Genomic DNA, 18,819 nt, shown 5'->3' on the forward strand with positions numbered 1-18,819 from the left:
TTTCTAACCAACCTGTTCCCTTGGTAATTTTATAATCGGTTTCGGTCTCTAAGCCCCAATACACATCGACCTCAGCACTTGGCTCAGTAAATGGGAAATAGGATGGACGCAATCTAATCTTGGACTTTCCAAACATCTCGGTTGTAAAGTATTGAAGGGTTTGTTTTAAGTCCGCAAAGCTCACATCTTTATCGATATACAAGCCTTCCACCTGATGGAAGAAACAATGTGATCGCGCAGAAATGGCTTCATTTCTGTAAACACGACCTGGCGAAATAGTCCGGATTGGAGGTTTGTTGCTTTCCATATAACGAACTTGCACAGAACTGGTATGTGTGCGCAATAAGATATCTGGATTAGTTTGAATAAAGAAGGTATCCTGCATATCGCGTGCAGGATGGTATTCGGGTAAATTCAAAGCTGTGAAGTTATGCCAATCGTCTTCAATTTCTGGACCTTCACTCACATTAAACCCAATACGAGAGAATATGTCTATAATTTGATTTTTTACAATTGAAATAGGATGGCGTGCCCCTAAAGCAATGGGTTCACCCGGACGTGATAAGTCACCATAAATCCCTTGCTCTTCATCTTTGCCTTCAAGTGCTTCTTTTAAGGTATTAACCTTGTCCTCGGCTGTTTTCTTAAGCTGGTTTATAGTTTGCCCAAATTCCTTCTTTTGCTCATTGGCTACATTTTTAAATTCAGCAAAATACTGTTTCAATAAACCCTTAGAACCTAAATACTTTATACGGAATGCTTCTACTTCATCCTTGGTTTCTGCCGTAAAAGCTTCAGCTTCAGCAATTAATTCTTTTAACTTATCTATCATAACGTCGCTTATTCGGTCTGCAAATTTAAAAAATCCTATTCGATATATTCTATTTCTACAAAATAGTTAACGATAGCTTCTTTCATTAATACACTTTGTTCTCCTGCCTTTAAAAATGGTAATTGCTCTTTAACTTTATAATGTGGCCAACCGTCCTCATCCACATAATCAAACTCATAAAAACCATAAGGTTCCAAAAGCTTACAGATAGCTATGTGCATTAGATCGAGTTTATGGTCTTTTTTATATTCACGATGGATTTGCCCAAGTTCTTGCACACCAATTAAATATATTATAGAATCCAAGTCTAGTGTGTCTCCGTCAGCAAATTGTTCGGAGAGCTTTTCTACTACTAAATTCCATCGCTCTTTTAATTGTTCGTCTCTAGCCATATTTACTTTAAATAAGAGAACCAATTTTTAATTGAAGTTCAAAGTTAATAAACTAAATGGTCTTGATTTGCGTTATAATCTTAGAAATGACATTATTCGTGTACTTTTGTTTAAACCGCTATTCCTATGAGTATTATTGATATTGTTCTGGCCGCCCTTATACTATTCGGATTTGTTAGAGGGCTCTTTAAAGGGCTTTTTGTTGAAATTGCCTCACTTTTGGCTTTAGTTCTAGGTATCTATGGGGCTATTCACTTTAGTTACTATGCTGCTGACCTTTTGGAATCTAGAGTGGATTGGAATGAAAAAACTATTAACATTGTGGCATTTGCGATTACATTCGTCATCATTGTTTTGGTAATCAGTTTGGCAGGTAAGGCCCTAACTAAACTAGCGGATTTTGCAGCTTTGGGAATGCTTAACAAACTACTCGGCGGAGTTTTTGGAGCCTTAAAAATAGGCTTGATTTTAAGTGTTCTTTTAATTGTATTTAATAAACTCAACAAAACTTTACCGTTTATGGAAAAAGAAGATTTGGAAAAAAGTGCCCTATATGAACCCGTAAAATCATTAGCTCCCATGATTTTCCCAAATCTTATAAAAAGTGAAGAAGAACAAGAAATGACTTCTGAGGAAGAGGTATAAAAAAGTCGCTATTTTCAGCGACTTTTTTCATTAAATATTTAATTATCCTTTGGTTAGAGTTTTTCTGTTTTAAAAAAAGCAATAAAGCTATCTGGGTTTTCAACAACCCCTCTTTCAGAGAACAGCTTGATCTTAATATTGCGCTCTTTTGCCTTAAATGCAAAATCTTCTAGAATTTCTATAATATCATTATCCAAATACCTCGTATTTCTTACATCTAACTCTAAAGTTGAATTCTCTGGTATACGGTCTAATTCCTTTAAAATAGCCCCTTTATTAAAGAATGTCACTTCTTCAGCCAATGTCATTTTAATTTTACCATCATCAACATCCTCACCTTCTTTATGGAGGAAATGAGAATTTTTATAGCTTCTAAATAAAACAATGAATATGCCAACAGCAAGCCCAAGACCTATACCTTTTAAAAGATCTAGGAACACAATACCTAAAACCGTAACAATAAAAGGCACAAATTGCATCCAACCGCCATTATACATCGCCTTAAAAGTTGATGGCTTTGCTAATTTATACCCAACAATAAAAAGTATTGCTGCTAGTACTGATAAAGGAATATAATTCAACACCTTAGGAATAACCAGTACTGAAATCAATAGGAAAAACCCGTGAATAATAGCGCTAGCCTTAGTTTGCCCTCCAGACTGAATATTTGCGGAACTACGCACAATTACCTGTGTTATTGGCAGACCTCCTATAAAGCCAGACACTACATTACCTGTTCCTTGTGCCAATAATTCTCTATTGGTCGGTGTTACCCTTTTATGAGGGTCGAGTTTATCTGTAGCCTCAACACATAAAAGCGTTTCTAATGATGCCACTAATGCAATTGTAAATCCAGCAACTATAACATCTGTTCTTCCTATAACTTCAAAATTTGGAAAGGCAAATAGCGATTTCATATCAGAAAAACTCTCTGGAACTGGAACCGAAACCAAATGATCTGCACTTAGTGCTAAACTCGAATCTTTAGTAATAAAGAAAAAAACAACACCAACAACTACAGCTACCAAAGGCCCTTGGACAAGCTGGAAAAATCTTCCTTTACTGCTTAATACAATACTCCAAACTAAAAGTATCGTTATTGCAATAAGCGCTATTATCGTTGCGCCCTTATCAAAATTTCCGCTGATGAGAGCATTTAACGTTTTTAATAATTCTGAAATGGTGTTTTCTCCGTCAATCTGTAAAAATGCCCAATCCCCTTCAGGATTTTTATCAATACCAAAGAAATAAGGAATTTGCTTTAATATGATAATCACACCTATACCAGTCAACATTCCTTTGATAACCGAAGATGGGAAATAGTAGCCAATGATACCAAGTTTTAGGATACCAAATATTATCTGTATAACTCCACCGAGAACTACAGCAACAAGAAAGTTTTCCCAACTTCCTAAAGTTACAATAGCAGAAGCTACGATTACGGCTAATCCTGCCGCAGGTCCACTCACACCTATTTGCGAGCCACTTAAAAACCCTACAACAATTCCTCCTACTATACCTGCTATAAGTCCAGAAAATAATGGCGCATCACTAGCAAGAGCTATTCCTAAACATAATGGTAATGCCACAAAAAATACGACAATACTTGCAGGTAAATCGCTTTTCAAATTTTTAAACATACTGATAGATTATTAAAAGCCTAGAAAACCCTAAGACTTTGATTGAATTTAATTATGAAACCTGATAAAATCTTTTTGATTGATGGTCTTACACCAACTTTGTCTTGGGTGGTGGGAAAATTAAATTTAGGTGTGGTTTAAGGTATTTCTTAGACATATAGCCCACACTATTCATATTTAAATAATCTGAAGAAAACTTTTCTATATCTTCTATCGACAATTCAAAAAGGAGTTTAAAATCTTCTTTTTCTTCTTCTTCATTAAGACCAAAAAGAATGGACGTATCAACAGATTTATCTATTGATACAATAATTGTCGGTGCACTTATTATACACATGAAGAGTATCATGAAAAAAAGTGCTAAGTTTTTTTTCAAAATCATAGGTTGTGCTATAAACAAATATAACGTTTACAATATATGATTTTGTTAACTAATAATTAAAAGGACTTAATAATTTTTATATCCTCAGAAGGAATCCATCCTGTAGAATTATCTGAAAGTTGAATTTTTTTCCAGTCCTTATAGGATTCCAAGACCTGTACCTTTGTGCCTTCATGAAGTCTAAATACTTCTTCTGAAAGCTTATTGGCCTCAGATTTAACCCTTGATTCTTGAACAAAAACAATCGCAGGGTTGTTGTTATAATCTAAACTTTCCTTTTGAAATGCCATGGCAACAGAGAAGCAAGCAAAAAATAAGCTTAATACACTTATTACAAATGCTATTCGTTTTCTGGACGTAGCATAAGAGAAATGATACATTAGGAACAATAGGACAAATATCAATACTCCAACAATTGCCATTTTTGCCCATGCATCCACATCAAAAGTGGTTACAACATTATTAATAATTCTGGCAAAGCCTACTTGAGGAACTTTATCTATGGCATCTATGGTCATATTCTGCGCATAAGCCAAATTATTATTAATATCTTCATCATTGGGATTTAAAATCAATGCTTTTTCATAATAATAAATACTAGGAGCAATATTGTTAAGCTTATAATTAGCATTTCCCAAATTAAAGTAAAGCTCGGCAGAATGCTCTCCAGATTCTATTATCGATTCATATTTTTCAATCGCCTCCTGATACTTACCTTCATTATACAAGGTGTTGGCCTCATCAAAACGTTGATTATTTTGAGAGAACCCAAAAAGCCCCAAACAATAAACCCATATGATTATAACTTTTCTCAACCTTATCTTGCTTGTTTATCTATTAATGAAATTGTTTTTGCAGACTTATCATAATCGTTCTGCATTGTCACATTGGTTATTGGAGTATAGCGTGCCAACTCACAATTTTCCAATATCGATATAAAATCAGATATTACCTGATTTTCTACCTGTCGTTCTTTAAGGAGATCCTCGATTTTCTCTTTATTAAAATCACTGGTTTCAATATTCAATTTGGCTTTTAAATAATTATGAAGTGCCCTTTCTAAAGATTCATAAAAGATTTCTTTTTGTCCTAAATTCTTCTTTGCTTCACTAAGATACTTTCGTGCCAAACGATCCGCTTTTCTAATGCGGTTGCCTTGAACATCTGCATCGCGTTTATCTTTTGTTTTTCTAATGAATATTGCAACTGGAATTGCTAAAAATGGCAACAATATCATAGACCAAAATCCTGTAGACTTAAAGAATGGCTTACTAACAATCGATGTCCAATTAGACTTGGTTTTTATAAAAGAAAACGTATTGGTGCTTGGCCTAACGGTTTGCTTAGTGTTAGCTGTGGCTACATCTTCAGTATTATTTGCAGAAGCCGTTGGACCTTCAAGTACATCGATAACCAATTCTTCTGAAGTAACCCGCTTATAACTCTCAGTCTTTAAATCGAAATAAGAAAAGGAGATTGATGGAATCGGATATTTACCTCTATACTGCGGTACTATGGTATAGGTGTCCGAAATCCGACCTTGCATTCCGCTTAAATTTGTGTTTACACTTTCCTTGTGTTCTGGTTCATAAACTTCAAGCGAACTTGGAGTTGTCAAACTGGGCAGCTCAAATAACTTTAGATTTCCTTTACCTGAAACTTCTATTTTTGCCTGAAGTGACTCTGTGGCATTCAGCTGACTTTTTGATGTGGTTACATTAAAATTAAAATCACCTACCGCACCTTTAAAGTCAGATGGGCGGCCTTGTGCTGGCAGAGGCTTTACGTTAACTGTTCTGCTTCCAGCTGTTATGGTTTTAGGGACTTTGGTCATTATTTGACGGCCAAAAATATCTGCTCTACCTGAAGGGACTTCTACCGTTACATCCAATACTAAAGGTTCTAATTTTAGTTTTCCTGTTTTTTGTGGGTAAAGTACAGTCTTTCTTAGGACCACGTAACGATATTCTTCTCCTTTGTATAAGCCTTTTTGAATATTCAATCCCTTAATATCAATATTCTGACTCCAAAAATCATTATATCTAGGAATGTCTTTCTCTCGCCAATTACTTACTCCAGTTTCTGGAGAGACGTATAATTTATATATAACCGTTAAGCCTTCATTTAAATAAGGATCTGTTTTAGAGAGCTCAGCTACCAAATGAATATTTTCTGAAGCTACATCTGAGGCATCAGGTGGTCCATTTGGGCGATCTACAGCTGCAGTTACCGTAATTGTTATAGGAAAGGTTTTATAAATCTCACCGTCAATTTCAATCTTGGCTTGTTTTATGGTGAACTTGCCTCTTTTTTTAGGTGCTAAAAAATAACTATAAGTCTTTTGGTACGTCTTTTTCCCATTGGCATAAGAATTCATCAAAGAGGTGTTAGGACCACCAACAACGGTAAAATCTGCAAAGCTTGGAGGCACAAAGTTGTCTCCATCTTTGTTCATCTCAAAATCAATACGCAAACGTTCATTGATGCCCAGCTTTTTCTTACTGACTTTGGCTTCAAATTTGACTTGGGTGAAAGCTATGTTTGAAATAAACAGTATGATTAATATTGATATGTGTTTAGCAAATTTCATATTAATCGACCGTAATTGTAGCTTTTTTTGATGATAACTCTATGCGTTTAATATCTTCAATATTCTTTGTGCTAAAATCCCTACGCCCCGATGGTATACGTGTAGAGACCAAAATCTTCATGGGAGAAATTTTCAGTCTCCCTTCCTTACTGGGTTTAAGCACCACTTTTCTTAGTATGACAGAACGGAAAGTCATTCCTTCCATTTCTTCAGTTATCACTTCTAATTTCTTGGGTGTGATATCCCTGACCTCAGCATTCTTGAATTTGCTGTCCTCTATGGTTTTCCAACTGTCCACACCAATTCCCTTAGACGCATATAATCTATAGCTAAGTACAATGGAATCCTTGACTGTAATAGACGTATCCGGATAGTCGAGTTTAAGGAATACCATATCTTGAAGCGAATCTTTATTAATGATATAGTCCTTTTTCCGTTTGCGCTTAACCTTAACCTCAACACGGTTTGATTGGTACTCCTTATCATTCACCATTAATGTGGCATGATTAATCACCAAAGTCCCGGTTTTTTTTGGTTGTAAGGTATATATTATAGATTTTTCAAAAGAACGAACACCGTTATTAAAACCATTTTGTCTGCTTGTCATTGGCGAATCGACCACTTTAAAATATTCAAAAACTGGAGGCTTAAAGCTTTCATTGTCTTCACTCATTGTGAAAGTCACCTGTACTTTTTCGTTAAGCCCAATTTCAGATTTATTCACTGTGGCCTTAAACACTATTTGCGCTGAGATACTACCAGTAATTAATAATAGGACTGTAAATAATATGTGTTTAGTTAAGTTCATTTGTTTAAAAACCTACTGATGGCATTTAGGGTAATTTCAGAATCATTTACAATTCTGAAAATTGATTACCAATCTTTCTCTGTTTTTACTTTGGCTCCTTTTTGCTTTTCGGCATTAATCTTCTGCTGAACTTTTTGCTCTTGGTTCTGCATAGCATCGAGGATATTTTTTATTTGCTGAGGAGACATTTGTCCTGGCTTAGGTTTTGGTTTTTGATTTTCATCCTTTTTATCCTTATCCCCTTTGCCGTCATCTTTCTTATCATCTTTAGGTTTTCCGTTCTCATCTTCTTCTTTGTCACCTTCCTTTTTATCTTTATCGCCTTCGTCTTTTTTGTCCTTATTATCTTTATTCTCGTCGTCTTTCTTTTGTTCTTCTTCTTTATCCTTTTCTTCTTCTTTATTGTCGTCTTTTTTATCATCTTCTCCACCTCCATCTTTTTGCTGTTCAGCACATTCCTTAGCTAAGGCAAAGTTGTAGCGTGTTTCTTCATCATTAGGATTGTTTCTAAGCGCATTCTTAAAGGCTTCAACTGCTTCCTTACACAAATCGTTTTTCATTAAGATATTACCAATATTATGGAAAGCCCTATGTTTTTCATCCTTGGTTTTTGCATTCTTTGCAGCCTCTTGACTTCTGAATAGTGCTTCGTCAAAGCTCCCCTTTTTATAATATGAATGTGCTAAATTGTAAGACCCAGCGGCTTTACTTGGTGCTTTCGAAATGGCCTTTCTATATTCCATCTCTGCTTCCACATAATTTTCATCATCCAATAATTCGTTGGCATTATAGACTAAATCCGTTGCTTTTTTTTCAGCTTTCAGACGCTCCTTGTCAGCCTCTTGTGAAAAGCCAGAAAATCCAATTAACACCAAAAGAAGCCCTATGTAACCTTTCATACTTACTATACTTTGATTTAAAAGTAACAAACCCTTTGTTTTATTAGCGTTAAAGAAACTCTAAAAGTTCTCGTTAAACAAATTAAGTTTCTTTAACCAAGCGGTTTTGCGCTCTAAGAAGAAAATATCGATGAATAGTAATAAGATACCCAAGCCCAAAAACCACTGAAATTGATCCTTAAAATCTGCTATTTGCTTAGATTCAAATTCTTTTTTGTCCATTTTATCCAAAACATCTTTAATAGTTTCTACGACCTCTGCCGTATTACTTCCGTTAACATATATGCCTTCTGTCTCTTCTGCAATTTCTCTTAATGTAGTTTCGTTTAGGCGTGTAATAACAGTTTCACCACTATTGTCTTTTTTATAATTGAGCACAATGCCATTTCGTTTTATAGGAATTGGACCTCCTTTTTCATCGCCAACACCAACCGTTAGTATTCTGATGCCTTCTTCTCTAGCTTCTTCGGCTATATCTACGGCGTCCCCTTCATGATCTTCACCATCCGAAATAATGATTAAAATTCGGTTGGTTTGTTCCTCATCGTCATAATAGGTCTTTGCTAATTGAATTGCTTCATGAATAGCAGTCCCTTGAGAGGATAACATATCCGTATTCATATTTTGCAAAAACATCTTAGCTGATGCATAGTCCGTAGTTATTGGGAGTTGTGGGAAGGCTTTTCCTGCATAGGCAATAATACCTATTCTATCACTAGCTAAACTATTAATAATTTCCCTTACGAGTTGTTTTGACTTTTCAAGACGATTGGGTGCAATATCTTCTGCTAGCATACTCTTAGAAACATCTACAGCGAAAACAATATCAACACCTTGACTACGCACGGTTTCTAGTTTAGTTCCAATTTTAGGATTAACTAAGGCTAATGACAAACAGGCAAAAGCACCACAAAGCACCAATACTTTTAAAACACCTTTAAAGAGTGATCGGTTAGGGCTTAACCGCTTAAGCAAATAGCTATCCGCAAACTTTTTCTGTGCAGATTGTTTCCAAATCTGCAATAATAGAAATAAGAGTATAATTACCGGAATAACCAGCAACGTCCAAAACCATATTTTCTCGTCGAGTCTAAACAAAGCTTCTAAATATTGTATATCGTAATAGTAATTCTATCAAAAGTAATAGTCCGGCCAATACAACTAAAGGCCTATACTTTTCCTCGTAATTGTAATACCTCTTTTCTTCTATTTCTGTTTTTTCAAGCTTATTGATTTCTTCATAAATCTCTGCTAGCTTCTTATTGTTAGTCGCCCTAAAATATTTTCCGCCAGTAGCTTCAGCAATTTCTTCCAATAAGTCTTCATCAATTTCTACTTGCTGACGACTGTATCTAAATGTCCCATTGGGATTGATTGAGGTTGGCGATAAGGCCATACCATTGGTTCCTAAACCGATTGTGTACACCTTAATTCCGTATTCCACCGCGAGTTCGCTAGCAATTTTTGGGTCTATAAATCCTGAGTTGTTAACACCATCCGTTAAAAGGATAATGACTTTACTTTTGGCTCTGCTATCTTTTAGTCGATTAACCGAAGTTGCCAATCCCATACCAATTGCCGTACCACCTTCAATAATGGTATTGTATTTAATATCTCTTAATGAGCGTTGCACAATGGATTTGTCACTGGTTATAGGAGTTTTGGTATAAGCTTCGCCGGCATATTCTACCAACCCTATCCTATCGTTTGGACGACCATCTATAAAATCTGCAGCAACTTCTTTTAAGGCTTCTAAGCGGTTTGGCCTTAAATCTTTTGCCAACATACTTGCTGAAACGTCAATAGACATCACAATATCGATACCTCTAGTTGTTTTGGTCTTTGTGGATACATCTACGGTTCTCGGTCTTGCTAAAGCCGTAATTAATAAGCCTAAGGCAAGAAGTCTAAAAATAAAGAGTAGATGTCTCAACTTTGACCAAAAAGATGAAGAAGATTTAAACCCTTTAACACTTGATATCTTAAGCTCAGCCGTCTGTTTGTTATGCTTAAAAACATACCATAGTATTGCTATTGGTATAAGCAATAGAAACCAAAATAGTTCTTTATTTAAAAATTCTATATTCTCAAACATCAATTCTGTGCTTCTTGTTCGGCATTAGCTTGTTCGTTTGACTTCAACTCTATGGAATCAATTATCCTGTCTATAATATCCTCGACGTACACATCATCTTTTGCCCAAATCAATGTTATGTGCATAATGGCATCGGTAGTGGCGAAACTGAAAATAGCATACTCACCATCTAACTTATCTTCAGAATTTCTTATCGGGAAATCTGCACTTCCATGAGTTTTAATGCCTTCAACCGCATTTGGTGTTATGTATTGCTCCCCTTTAGTGATGATATTCTGAACATTTCTCGCTTCCCATTCATTTAAAATCTGTTCAATCGATTGTGCTACATTTTTTTCAACACCTTCTTGATTCTGCTGATCTTCTATATTTAGTGCTTTAGTTGTGATAATGGCGACACTAATATTTTGTTCTTCACTGCCAAAGGCAAAAACCGTACGTTCAAATTTATCTCGTATTTCTACAGGTAGTGAATCTGGCATACGCCTTAACACCTCAGGTGTCTCAATATAAACTGGTGGATAACCATAGGCACTTTCCACCCATTCTCCTTCTAATAGTTCTTTGCTCTCATTACCTAGCACAGTATCTTTTACATACCCAAATCCATATTTTAAACTAAACCCAATATATGTCGCAATAATCAAGAATAACGAAATAGCCACTGTTAAGATGACTTTTCTACGTTTCTTTTTTCGCTCTTGCGCTTCTTTGTATTGTTGGTCTAATAACTTTTCTTCCTCCGTAGGTTCTGGCAAACATGCTTTGACACTATCAATTTCTTTTTCTATAGTAGCCCTATCCATTTCAATGAGTGGAGTATCAGGCGCTGACTTTGCAAACTTTACCAAATCCGCACGTTTTAAGATGGTTTCGAGATTATGGATAGTTTCTTTTGTAAATGGAAACTGGTTTCCTTCTTTTAATAACTGAAGTCTTGAAATTAACTCATCGGTTGTACTTTCTAATGAGCGATCATAAACCTTTTCATCCAAATATTTTCTAATAGCCATTGTTAATTCGGAATAATATTCCTTGACTTCTGAGCGTATTAAGTATTGGCTCTCATCTAACTTTTTAAGGGCTAGTTTTGCTCGGTCATATGGAGGTAACAATGCTATTTCTTCTTCTTCGGTCAATGGTTTTTGTCTCCAGATAAACCAATACAACAAAAAAGCAACCAAAGCTATAGCAGCAATTGCAATTAATAACCAAATCCACCAATTGCCACCTGTTTTTTCTACCTCTATAATAGGCTTTATATCGTAGAGTTTCTGCTTAGTGGTATCTACTTCGATAGTGTTTACCTCTATCTTAAGTGAATCCGTAAAGAAAGGCTTATCGCCAATAATTATCCTTTGTCTTGGAATGGTGTAAGACCCTGAATCGAACTTTGTAAGTTTATAAATTCTCGATAAAAGAAACTTAGCATCTTTTTTAGTGGTATCAACATCTAAAGCTTCAACAGACTCTAATGGCATGAAGGTTTGGCCTTCGGGAAATACGACTAAAGCAGAAGAATCCGCTTCAACTTTAATCCTATAGTTGATTTGCTCTCCTATTCGGATTTTAGTGGTATCGATTTCTGAAGTTACTTGAGCAAAAGAAACGAAACTCAAGAAACAAAAAACAAAACATAAGACTAACTGACTTCTTGTTAATGCAATTCTTGTATATAACTTTTCACTTTTCACTTTTCACTTCTAACTTCTAACTTCTAACTTAATCTAGCCTCTTCTTTTAAAATAGCCCAACAACTTCTTTACATAACTTTCATCAACGCGACAATCTATGGTTCCTGCTCCCGATTTAGTGAAAGCATCTTTAAAATAGTTGACCTTATCATTGTAAAACTCACCATAGTTAAGCCTTGTTTTTTTAGATGCTGTATTAACAAGTACAAGTTCGCCTGTTTCTTCGTCTTCCATTTGAACCATGCCTATATTCGGAATAGATTCCTCATGCTTGTCATAAACTCTAATCCCTGTAATATCATGTTTTCCTGCGGCAATTTTTAAGGTTTGCTTATAATCGTCTGCGATGAAATCGGATAATACAAAAACAATGGCTTTCTTTTTCATCACATTGGACAAAAACTTAAAAGCTTCAGCAACATTGGTTTTTTTGCTTTTTGGCTGAAACTCTAAAAGCTCTCGGATTATCCTTAAAACATGGGAGCGTCCTTTCTTTGGAGGTATGTAAAGTTCGATCTCGTCTGAAAACAAAATCAAACCAATTTTGTCATTATTCTGAGTTGCAGAAAAAGCCAATGTCGCAGCAATCTCTGTAACAATTTCATCTTTAAATTGATTTTTTGTGCCAAAAAACTTACTGCCAGAAACATCTGCCATTAACATCATGGTAAGTTCGCGCTCCTCTTCAAAAACTTTTACAAAGGGTTCGTTATATCGTGCCGTTACATTCCAATCGATATTTCTAACATCGTCACCAAACTGATACTGACGAACTTCAGAGAAGGTCATACCACGACCCTTAAAGGTGGAATGGTATTCGCCACCAAAAATATGATCAGACAAGCGACGTGTCTTAATCTCTATTTTACGTACTTTTTTTAGAAGTTCTTTGGTATCCATGTTTCAATTTACGATTGAAGATTGTTGATTTACGATTTCTAAAATCGCCATTCGTTATTCTAAAATCTTAAATCCTATGGTACTTCAATTTCGTTGACAATCTTATTAATAATGTCTTCTGAAGTGACATTTTCGGCTTCCGCTTCGTAAGTAATACCTATTCTATGCCTTAAAACATCATGAACTACTGCCCGCACATCTTCAGGAATAACATAGCCTCTTCGTTTTATAAAGGCATAGCATTTTGCCGCTGTAGCTAAGTTGATACTACCACGAGGAGAAGCTCCAAATGAAATCAATGCTTTTAGATCTCCAAGTCTGTATTTTTCAGGATATCGCGTCGCAAATATGATATCTAAAATATATTTTTCAATCTTTTCGTCCATGTAAACTTCTCTAACGGCTTCTTGAGCATTTAAGATTTGCTCAATGGAAACCACAGGATTTACACTACCAAAGGTTCCTTTAAGGTTAGCCCTTACAATAAGTTGTTCCTCATCTAGCTTTGGGTAATCAATTACAGTTTTTAGCATAAAACGGTCTACCTGAGCCTCAGGTAAAGGATAAGTCCCTTCTTGTTCTACCGGATTTTGAGTTGCCATAACCAAGAATGGCCTGTCTAATATAAAGGTTTCATCACCAATAGTCACTTGCTTTTCTTGCATCGCTTCTAAAAGCGCTGATTGCACTTTAGCTGGTGCTCTGTTAATCTCATCTGCCAAAACAAAGTTGGCGAATATGGGTCCCTTTTTTATTGAAAAATCATTTTCTTTAATGTTGTATATCAATGTCCCTATGACATCAGCAGGCAATAAATCTGGCGTAAATTGAATTCTACTAAAGCTTGCATCAATGGCCTTGGATAGCGTATTAATTGCAAGTGTCTTGGCAAGACCCGGAACACCTTCTAGTAAAATATGCCCCTGACCGAGCAGTCCTATGAGTAAACGTTCAACCATGTGCTTCTGACCAACAATCACCTTATTCATTTCTAAGGTTAAAAGGTCAACGAAAGCACTTTCTTTTTCTATCTTTTCATTAATCGATTTAATATCAATTGTACTCGTTTCTTCCATGTTTTTAGGGGTTTATCAACGCACTTATTTATTTCAATTTTTTAAAGATGCAAAATGTTAAATTAAATCGGGAGTTGCTGTTAACATTTGGTTAAAAATACATGATAAATAAGGGCTTAACACACATTTAAGTATTGTAAAGTTTTCGCTATTTTTACTCATGGCTTTTAATCTCTAAATAAAAAATACATTGAAGTACTCTAAAATCATTGCTGGGACAATGACCTGGGGAAGTTGGGGCAAGCAACTCTCAAAAAAAGACATGGCAGATTTAATGAAGCATTGTCTAGACCATAACATCACAACCTTTGATCATGCTGATATTTATGGAGCCTACACAACTGAGGCTGAATTTGGTAAAGCCTTTTCGGACGCTGGTATTAAAAGGGAAACTATTCAACTCATCTCTAAATGCGGTATTCAATATTTATGTGATAGTAGAGAAAATAAAGTAAAGCATTATGATTATAGTAAAGACTATATCATCTGGTCGGTTGAACAATCATTAAAAAACCTTGAAACCGAATACTTAGACCTATTATTACTACACAGACCAAGTCCTTTAATGGTTGCCGAAGAAATTGCTGAAGCCATTACTACTTTAAAAAAAGATGGAAAAATCAAAGATTTTGGCGTTTCTAATTTTACACCTTCTCAAATGGACATGATTGGTTTGCGTATGGATATTGACGTTAATCAAATAGAATTTTCATTAACGCAGCATTCAGCAATGCATAATGGCACTTTGGATTACCTGATGACCTGCGGTATAAAACCCATGGCATGGTCACCTTTGGGTTCTGTGTTTAGGGAGGATACGGAACAAAGCAGACGTATTCATAGACAACTTGGCGAATTGATGGACAAATACAACGCTACTGAAGACCAATTGCTTTTGGCTTGGATAATGAAGCATCCAACAGGTATACATCCTGTAGTTGGGACAACGAATAAAGAACGATTAAGACAGGCTGTGGAAGCTTCAAAAATTGACCTTGAACTCGAAGACTGGTTCTTAATATTGGTAGCAAGTCAAGGTCATAAAGTTCCTTAAAATCAAACTATGAAAAAAACAGCGTTAATAACTGGAGCAACTAGCGGTATAGGCAAAGCCACAGCGGAAGAATTCGCTAAACACGGTATCAACCTAGTGCTTTGCGGACGTAGACAGGATCGACTCGATAGTATTAAAAAAGCCTTATCCAAAGAAACCGATGTGCATATTCTAAATTTTGATGTTCGTGATAGAGTTAAAACTCTTGAAGCCATTGCATCTTTACCTGAAGAATTTCAAGATATCGATATCTTAATCAATAATGCGGGCAATGCTCATGGCTTAGACCCCATACAAACAGGTAGCCTGGACGATTGGGATGCTATGATGGATATTAATGTAAAAGGTTTGCTCTATGTGAGTAAAGCTATCATCCCTAAAATGACCGAACGCCAATCTGGTCATATTATCAATATTGGCTCTTCAGCAGGCAAGGAAGTCTATCCCAAAGGCAATGTGTATTGTGGTAGCAAACATGCCGTTTTGGCCATTACTGAAGGTATGCGTATAGACCTCAACCCTTATGGCATTAAAGTCACGGCAATTAATCCTGGATTGGTAGAAACAGAGTTCTCAGAAGTCCGTTTTAAAGGTGGAAAACAAGCTGATTCTGTCTACAAAGGCTATAAAGCCCTGCAAGCAGAGGATGTTGCCGAAGTCATTTACTTTGCTGTATCTAGACCTGCCCATGTCAACATTGCTGATGTCTTAATGTTTTGTACGGCTCAGGCGAATTCTACCATTGTAAAGAAAGAAACCTTATAGCTTCTTGATTTTACACAAAAACCATGATAAACAAACGCCTCCTCATAAAAAACCTGCTTGCTCATAATGATGAGAACAGTTTTTATGACAAAAAGCGAAAAATCGACATTAGCCACAAAGAAGGCAAAGCGAAGTTTTTAAAACATATCTGCGCACTTTCCAACAGCAATCCAAAGAACAATTCATACATTGTTATCGGCGTTGAAGATGAGGATAATAACATTATTGGCACCGATTTTTTTGACGATAGTAAAATTCAAAATCTTATTAATGCCTATCTCACCAATCCACCAATTGTACAATACGAAAACATTCCATTTCCTCATCTTCCTGACGATAAAGTCGTTGGTCTTGTGACTATAAGGCCAATTGATAGCATTACATCCCTTAGGAAAAACATTTGGAAATACTACGGCGGCTCAGTGTTTTTTAGGGATGGCAGTATGAGTATGCCCAAGGTTTTTGATATCGAAATTAAGGATGTCAACTCTAAAATTGTAGCATCCATCGAAAACCATGCTCAGAACAATATTGAATTAACGCTTGATGGTGTATTTGATTTTATGAATAAGCGCAAGGATTATAATCCGCTTTACAAAGTCTTTAAAGAATATTTTGTACTGTGTTGGTCTGGTCAAAAAAAGCATGTTAAGAACGAAGTATTCTATTCGCGGGTTGATATTGAATTAATTAATGAGCAAGTGCGCCTATTTTATTCAGCTTTAGACGAGGTTGCTATTTTTTATGATGAAGATTCTTTTAAGATTGTTGAGTATGTAAGGCTTGGGCTTCAGAAGTCCTTTAAATATTATAAACTTGAAGAGAAAACGATTCACTTTGATAATAATGCCAATTACTCTATCGAAGCTAATTTAATTTTTGAACCACCACAGTACGATAAAAAGGTGCTACATCATATCTACAATACAAATAATGCTATACTTGAAAAGCTCGAAAAAGGTATTACCATTGCCAATCACGAAATACCAGATCTCAACAATTTGGCTGCTAGTTATTTAATCTGCTACCTTAATGGTTTTGATGATGCACTTCCAAAATTGGATTATGCAAAACTTTATTTGAAAAAGTACAATTCTGACTTATATAACTCTTATAAAGAAACGATTAGGATACTCAGAAAAGTGAAGTACAATTGATTTAGTCGGATTTTATTTCAATTTTATCCTTGATTTTTGCATCTCACCGAATTAGACTTTTAGTGAATGTAGATTATACATTTTTTTTTACCATTCATCAAAAAATCAAATATCCGATTGATTTTATATGCATCTTTGATATGCTATTAATCAATTACATAACCTTGTTTCATTTCGCTATTAGCAGAAATCAGAAACAAGGTTTTTTTATTAAATAAAACCTAAGGCTTTTTGTTTAGTATTGATAATACCTTCTATGGGGACATTCATCCAGTTCCTTAGTATAGTTTTATAAACAGCTCTAAAATCAATTTCATACTTAAGATCGCCATTATCATCCAAATCGCTTAGACTTGCCAGTTGATTATAAAAACCTGCTTTTTTTAGATTCTTACCAATAACGAAGACATTGTTTGCTGCACCATGATCTGTACCGTTTGCCGTATTTTGTTTTACACGACGTCCAAATTCTGAAAAGGTTAAAACCAACGTGTCTTCAAAGGCATTATTTTGTTTTAAGTCTTTTACAAAAGCAGAAATACTTTCGGCATATTGGGATAATAATCGTTTTTGAATATTTGGTTGATTGGCATGTGTATCAAAACCACCTAAAGAAGTATAGAACACTTTAGTGTCTAGTCCAGAGTTGATAAACTGAGCTACACTTTTAAGCTGTTTTGCAAACTTATTTTGCGGATAATCTTGCTGAGACAACTTTACCTTGGTGTTTTCGTAAATATACTTGGCGGAAGATTTAGCTTCAATCATGGTCTGATATAAATAGCCCAAATTATGTTCACTTAAATGCTGGTCATTATAATGCTTAAGAACACTTTTAAAAAAGGGGTCTTTCGAGGTTTTATATAGTATTTTATGGTCATTGGTTGCGATTCCATTAAAGTGCTCTCCTTTCATTGCCAAACTCAGTTGCTTATCTAATTCTATAGCATTGTAAGGCTTATCACCATGCACATCTAAGTAGCGTCCAAGCCAACCACTTTGCAAATACTGATCCGAATCACTTGCGGTCTGCCAAATATCCATAGACCTAAAGTGCGATCTTACCGGATTTGGATAACCCACATTATTAATAATGGAAAGTTCACCATTATCATATAAAGCTCTCAACGGAGATAAACTTGGATGAAATCCCAATTGATCATTAAGCTTTATAATGTTCTCTGTAATTGCCAAACGTGGTCTTGCATTATAGTAAATATCATTATTGTGCGGTATTATGGTATTCAATCCGTCGTTACCACCAGACAATTGAACAATTACCAAACGCCTATAACCAATTCTTGCAGTAGGCATTGTCTCAAATGCTTTTACAAAGCTTGGCACGAATAATAAGCTACTCGCCAAAGCCGAATCCCTCATAAATTTACGTCTGTCCATAATTAGCACATTTGATATTCTGGCAACGACATTAATTGAACACAATAATCGCGTTTAGACGATTTACTTAGTGTTTTTAAATAATCCGAAGTTCCTTTATTAATAGTTCCTTGAATGATAATCCCTACTAAATTTTCCGTTGTAATGGATTTAAAATTCTTTGAAAACGAATCCCAATCCGGTAGGGTTTTAAACGGCAATTTAGCTTTGCTCCTCTTAAAATATTGCTTTCGGAATCGATCATTAAAATCACCATATTCCTTGAGGGAAATCAAAGCATTGTTCAATAATAGGGATGGAAGCTTTAGCCTTGTCATAATGGTATTGGCATCTATCCAAGCTTTATCACCTTTCCAACCAGCTACATTAGGAGGGTCTAATAACATTTGACCCAATAGTTTTTGAATAACAATAAGGTCCCTTTCCCTCTCAAACTGCACAGGAACCGTATTGGCAATTCCCACTAAAAGTTCAATTGGTGATTTGATTTTT

At 35.4% G+C, this 18,819-nt stretch carries 19 protein-coding genes; 4 read left to right on the forward strand and 15 right to left on the reverse strand.

Going from position 1 to position 18,819, the window contains the following annotated elements; genetic code table 11:
- Both Q0992_RS14805 and Q0992_RS14810 read right to left on the reverse strand, forming a co-directional pair.
- Positions 1-832, reverse strand: an 832-nt coding sequence (locus tag Q0992_RS14805) for a phenylalanine--tRNA ligase subunit alpha (protein ID WP_299526147.1), incomplete at its 3' end; no start/stop codon positions are given.
- Positions 833-867: 35 nt separating this feature from the next.
- Complete coding sequence (locus Q0992_RS14810) at positions 868-1,224, reverse strand: hypothetical protein (protein WP_299526150.1); 357 nt, start codon at positions 1,222-1,224, stop codon at positions 868-870.
- A gap of 126 nt (positions 1,225-1,350) precedes the next feature.
- On the opposite strand from Q0992_RS14810, the gene Q0992_RS14815 reads away from it, so the two are divergent.
- Positions 1,351-1,869: a CvpA family protein gene (locus Q0992_RS14815; protein ID WP_299526153.1), complete on the forward strand. Its 519-nt coding sequence runs from the start codon at positions 1,351-1,353 to the stop codon at positions 1,867-1,869.
- A 53-nt stretch (positions 1,870-1,922) separates the two neighbouring features.
- Here the strand turns inward: Q0992_RS14815 and Q0992_RS14820 are convergent, their stop codons facing one another.
- The 11 genes from Q0992_RS14820 to Q0992_RS14870 all read right to left on the reverse strand — a co-directional run bounded on the left by Q0992_RS14820 (position 1,923) and on the right by Q0992_RS14870 (position 13,953).
- A complete protein-coding gene (locus Q0992_RS14820; protein ID WP_299526156.1) occupies positions 1,923-3,509 on the reverse strand; it encodes a SulP family inorganic anion transporter in 1,587 nt (528 codons plus the stop codon).
- An 88-nt stretch (positions 3,510-3,597) separates the two neighbouring features.
- Positions 3,598-3,858: a hypothetical protein gene (locus tag Q0992_RS14825; protein ID WP_299526159.1), complete on the reverse strand. Its 261-nt coding sequence runs from the start codon at positions 3,856-3,858 to the stop codon at positions 3,598-3,600.
- A gap of 89 nt (positions 3,859-3,947) precedes the next feature.
- Positions 3,948-4,706: a tetratricopeptide repeat protein gene (locus Q0992_RS14830; RefSeq protein ID WP_299526162.1), complete on the reverse strand. Its 759-nt coding sequence runs from the start codon at positions 4,704-4,706 to the stop codon at positions 3,948-3,950.
- Positions 4,707-4,708: 2 nt separating this feature from the next.
- Positions 4,709-6,481 carry a BatD family protein gene (locus tag Q0992_RS14835; protein ID WP_299526165.1) on the reverse strand — a complete coding sequence of 591 codons (1,773 nt, stop codon included), beginning with the start codon at positions 6,479-6,481 and terminating at the stop codon, positions 4,709-4,711.
- 1 nt (position 6,482) lies between these two features.
- Entirely contained in the window at positions 6,483-7,289 is an 807-nt protein-coding gene (locus Q0992_RS14840; RefSeq protein ID WP_299526168.1) for a BatD family protein, read from the reverse strand.
- Positions 7,290-7,354: 65 nt separating this feature from the next.
- The gene (locus Q0992_RS14845; protein ID WP_299526171.1) at positions 7,355-8,188 is read right to left on the reverse strand and encodes an aerotolerance regulator BatC; all 834 of its coding nucleotides are present in this window, start codon (positions 8,186-8,188) and stop codon (positions 7,355-7,357) included.
- A gap of 60 nt (positions 8,189-8,248) precedes the next feature.
- Entirely contained in the window at positions 8,249-9,286 is a 1,038-nt protein-coding gene (locus Q0992_RS14850) for a VWA domain-containing protein (protein WP_299526174.1), read from the reverse strand.
- Positions 9,279-10,283 (reverse strand): VWA domain-containing protein, encoded by a 1,005-nt coding sequence (locus Q0992_RS14855; protein WP_299526177.1) that lies wholly within the window; start codon positions 10,281-10,283, stop codon positions 9,279-9,281. Before Q0992_RS14855 ends, Q0992_RS14850 begins: the two co-directional genes overlap by 8 nt.
- Positions 10,283-11,902, reverse strand: a complete 1,620-nt coding sequence (locus tag Q0992_RS14860) for a hypothetical protein (RefSeq protein WP_299526180.1) — start codon at positions 11,900-11,902, stop codon at positions 10,283-10,285. The genes Q0992_RS14855 and Q0992_RS14860 overlap by 1 nt, the downstream gene beginning before the upstream one ends.
- A gap of 108 nt (positions 11,903-12,010) precedes the next feature.
- Complete coding sequence (locus Q0992_RS14865) at positions 12,011-12,877, reverse strand: DUF58 domain-containing protein (RefSeq protein WP_299526183.1); 867 nt, start codon at positions 12,875-12,877, stop codon at positions 12,011-12,013.
- A gap of 74 nt (positions 12,878-12,951) precedes the next feature.
- Positions 12,952-13,953 carry a MoxR family ATPase gene (locus Q0992_RS14870; RefSeq protein WP_299526186.1) on the reverse strand — a complete coding sequence of 334 codons (1,002 nt, stop codon included), beginning with the start codon at positions 13,951-13,953 and terminating at the stop codon, positions 12,952-12,954.
- Between the two features lie 190 nt (positions 13,954-14,143).
- On the opposite strand from Q0992_RS14870, the gene Q0992_RS14875 reads away from it, so the two are divergent.
- From Q0992_RS14875 to Q0992_RS14885, 3 genes are read left to right on the forward strand one after another with little or no spacing between them, the layout of a single operon-like run.
- Positions 14,144-15,007: an aldo/keto reductase family oxidoreductase gene (locus Q0992_RS14875; protein WP_299526189.1), complete on the forward strand. Its 864-nt coding sequence runs from the start codon at positions 14,144-14,146 to the stop codon at positions 15,005-15,007.
- 9 nt (positions 15,008-15,016) lie between these two features.
- A complete protein-coding gene (locus Q0992_RS14880) occupies positions 15,017-15,772 on the forward strand; it encodes an SDR family NAD(P)-dependent oxidoreductase (RefSeq protein WP_299526191.1) in 756 nt (251 codons plus the stop codon).
- A 23-nt stretch (positions 15,773-15,795) separates the two neighbouring features.
- On the forward strand, positions 15,796-16,929 hold the full coding sequence (locus Q0992_RS14885) for an ATP-binding protein (RefSeq protein WP_299526193.1): 1,134 nt from the start codon (positions 15,796-15,798) through the stop codon (positions 16,927-16,929).
- A 210-nt stretch (positions 16,930-17,139) separates the two neighbouring features.
- On the opposite strand, the gene Q0992_RS14890 is transcribed toward Q0992_RS14885, so the two are convergent.
- Together Q0992_RS14890 and Q0992_RS14895 are read right to left on the reverse strand one after the other, a co-directional pair.
- Positions 17,140-18,327 (reverse strand): DUF1501 domain-containing protein, encoded by a 1,188-nt coding sequence (locus tag Q0992_RS14890; protein WP_299526196.1) that lies wholly within the window; start codon positions 18,325-18,327, stop codon positions 17,140-17,142.
- Between the two features lie 2 nt (positions 18,328-18,329).
- Positions 18,330-18,819 (reverse strand): DUF1800 family protein (locus Q0992_RS14895; protein ID WP_299526199.1); only part of this gene is annotated, 490 nt, incomplete at its 5' end.

The sequence above is a fragment of the Winogradskyella sp. genome (assembly GCF_028289625.1).
GTDB lineage: Bacteria > Bacteroidota > Bacteroidia > Flavobacteriales > Flavobacteriaceae > Winogradskyella.

Coding starts and splice junctions, on each gene's coding strand:
- Q0992_RS14810 (WP_299526150.1), bottom strand. CDS start 1,224: ATGGCTAGAGACGAACAATTAAAAGAGCGATGGAATTTAGTAGTAGAA.
- Q0992_RS14815 (WP_299526153.1), top strand. CDS start 1,351: ATGAGTATTATTGATATTGTTCTGGCCGCCCTTATACTATTCGGATTT.
- Q0992_RS14820 (WP_299526156.1), bottom strand. CDS start 3,509: ATGTTTAAAAATTTGAAAAGCGATTTACCTGCAAGTATTGTCGTATTT.
- Q0992_RS14825 (WP_299526159.1), bottom strand. CDS start 3,858: ATGATACTCTTCATGTGTATAATAAGTGCACCGACAATTATTGTATCA.
- Q0992_RS14835 (WP_299526165.1), bottom strand. CDS start 6,481: ATGAAATTTGCTAAACACATATCAATATTAATCATACTGTTTATTTCA.
- Q0992_RS14840 (WP_299526168.1), bottom strand. CDS start 7,289: ATGAACTTAACTAAACACATATTATTTACAGTCCTATTATTAATTACT.
- Q0992_RS14845 (WP_299526171.1), bottom strand. CDS start 8,188: ATGAAAGGTTACATAGGGCTTCTTTTGGTGTTAATTGGATTTTCTGGC.
- Q0992_RS14855 (WP_299526177.1), bottom strand. CDS start 10,283: ATGTTTGAGAATATAGAATTTTTAAATAAAGAACTATTTTGGTTTCTA.
- Q0992_RS14865 (WP_299526183.1), bottom strand. CDS start 12,877: ATGGATACCAAAGAACTTCTAAAAAAAGTACGTAAAATAGAGATTAAG.
- Q0992_RS14870 (WP_299526186.1), bottom strand. CDS start 13,953: ATGGAAGAAACGAGTACAATTGATATTAAATCGATTAATGAAAAGATA.
- Q0992_RS14880 (WP_299526191.1), top strand. CDS start 15,017: ATGAAAAAAACAGCGTTAATAACTGGAGCAACTAGCGGTATAGGCAAA.
- Q0992_RS14885 (WP_299526193.1), top strand. CDS start 15,796: ATGATAAACAAACGCCTCCTCATAAAAAACCTGCTTGCTCATAATGAT.
- Q0992_RS14890 (WP_299526196.1), bottom strand. CDS start 18,327: ATGGACAGACGTAAATTTATGAGGGATTCGGCTTTGGCGAGTAGCTTA.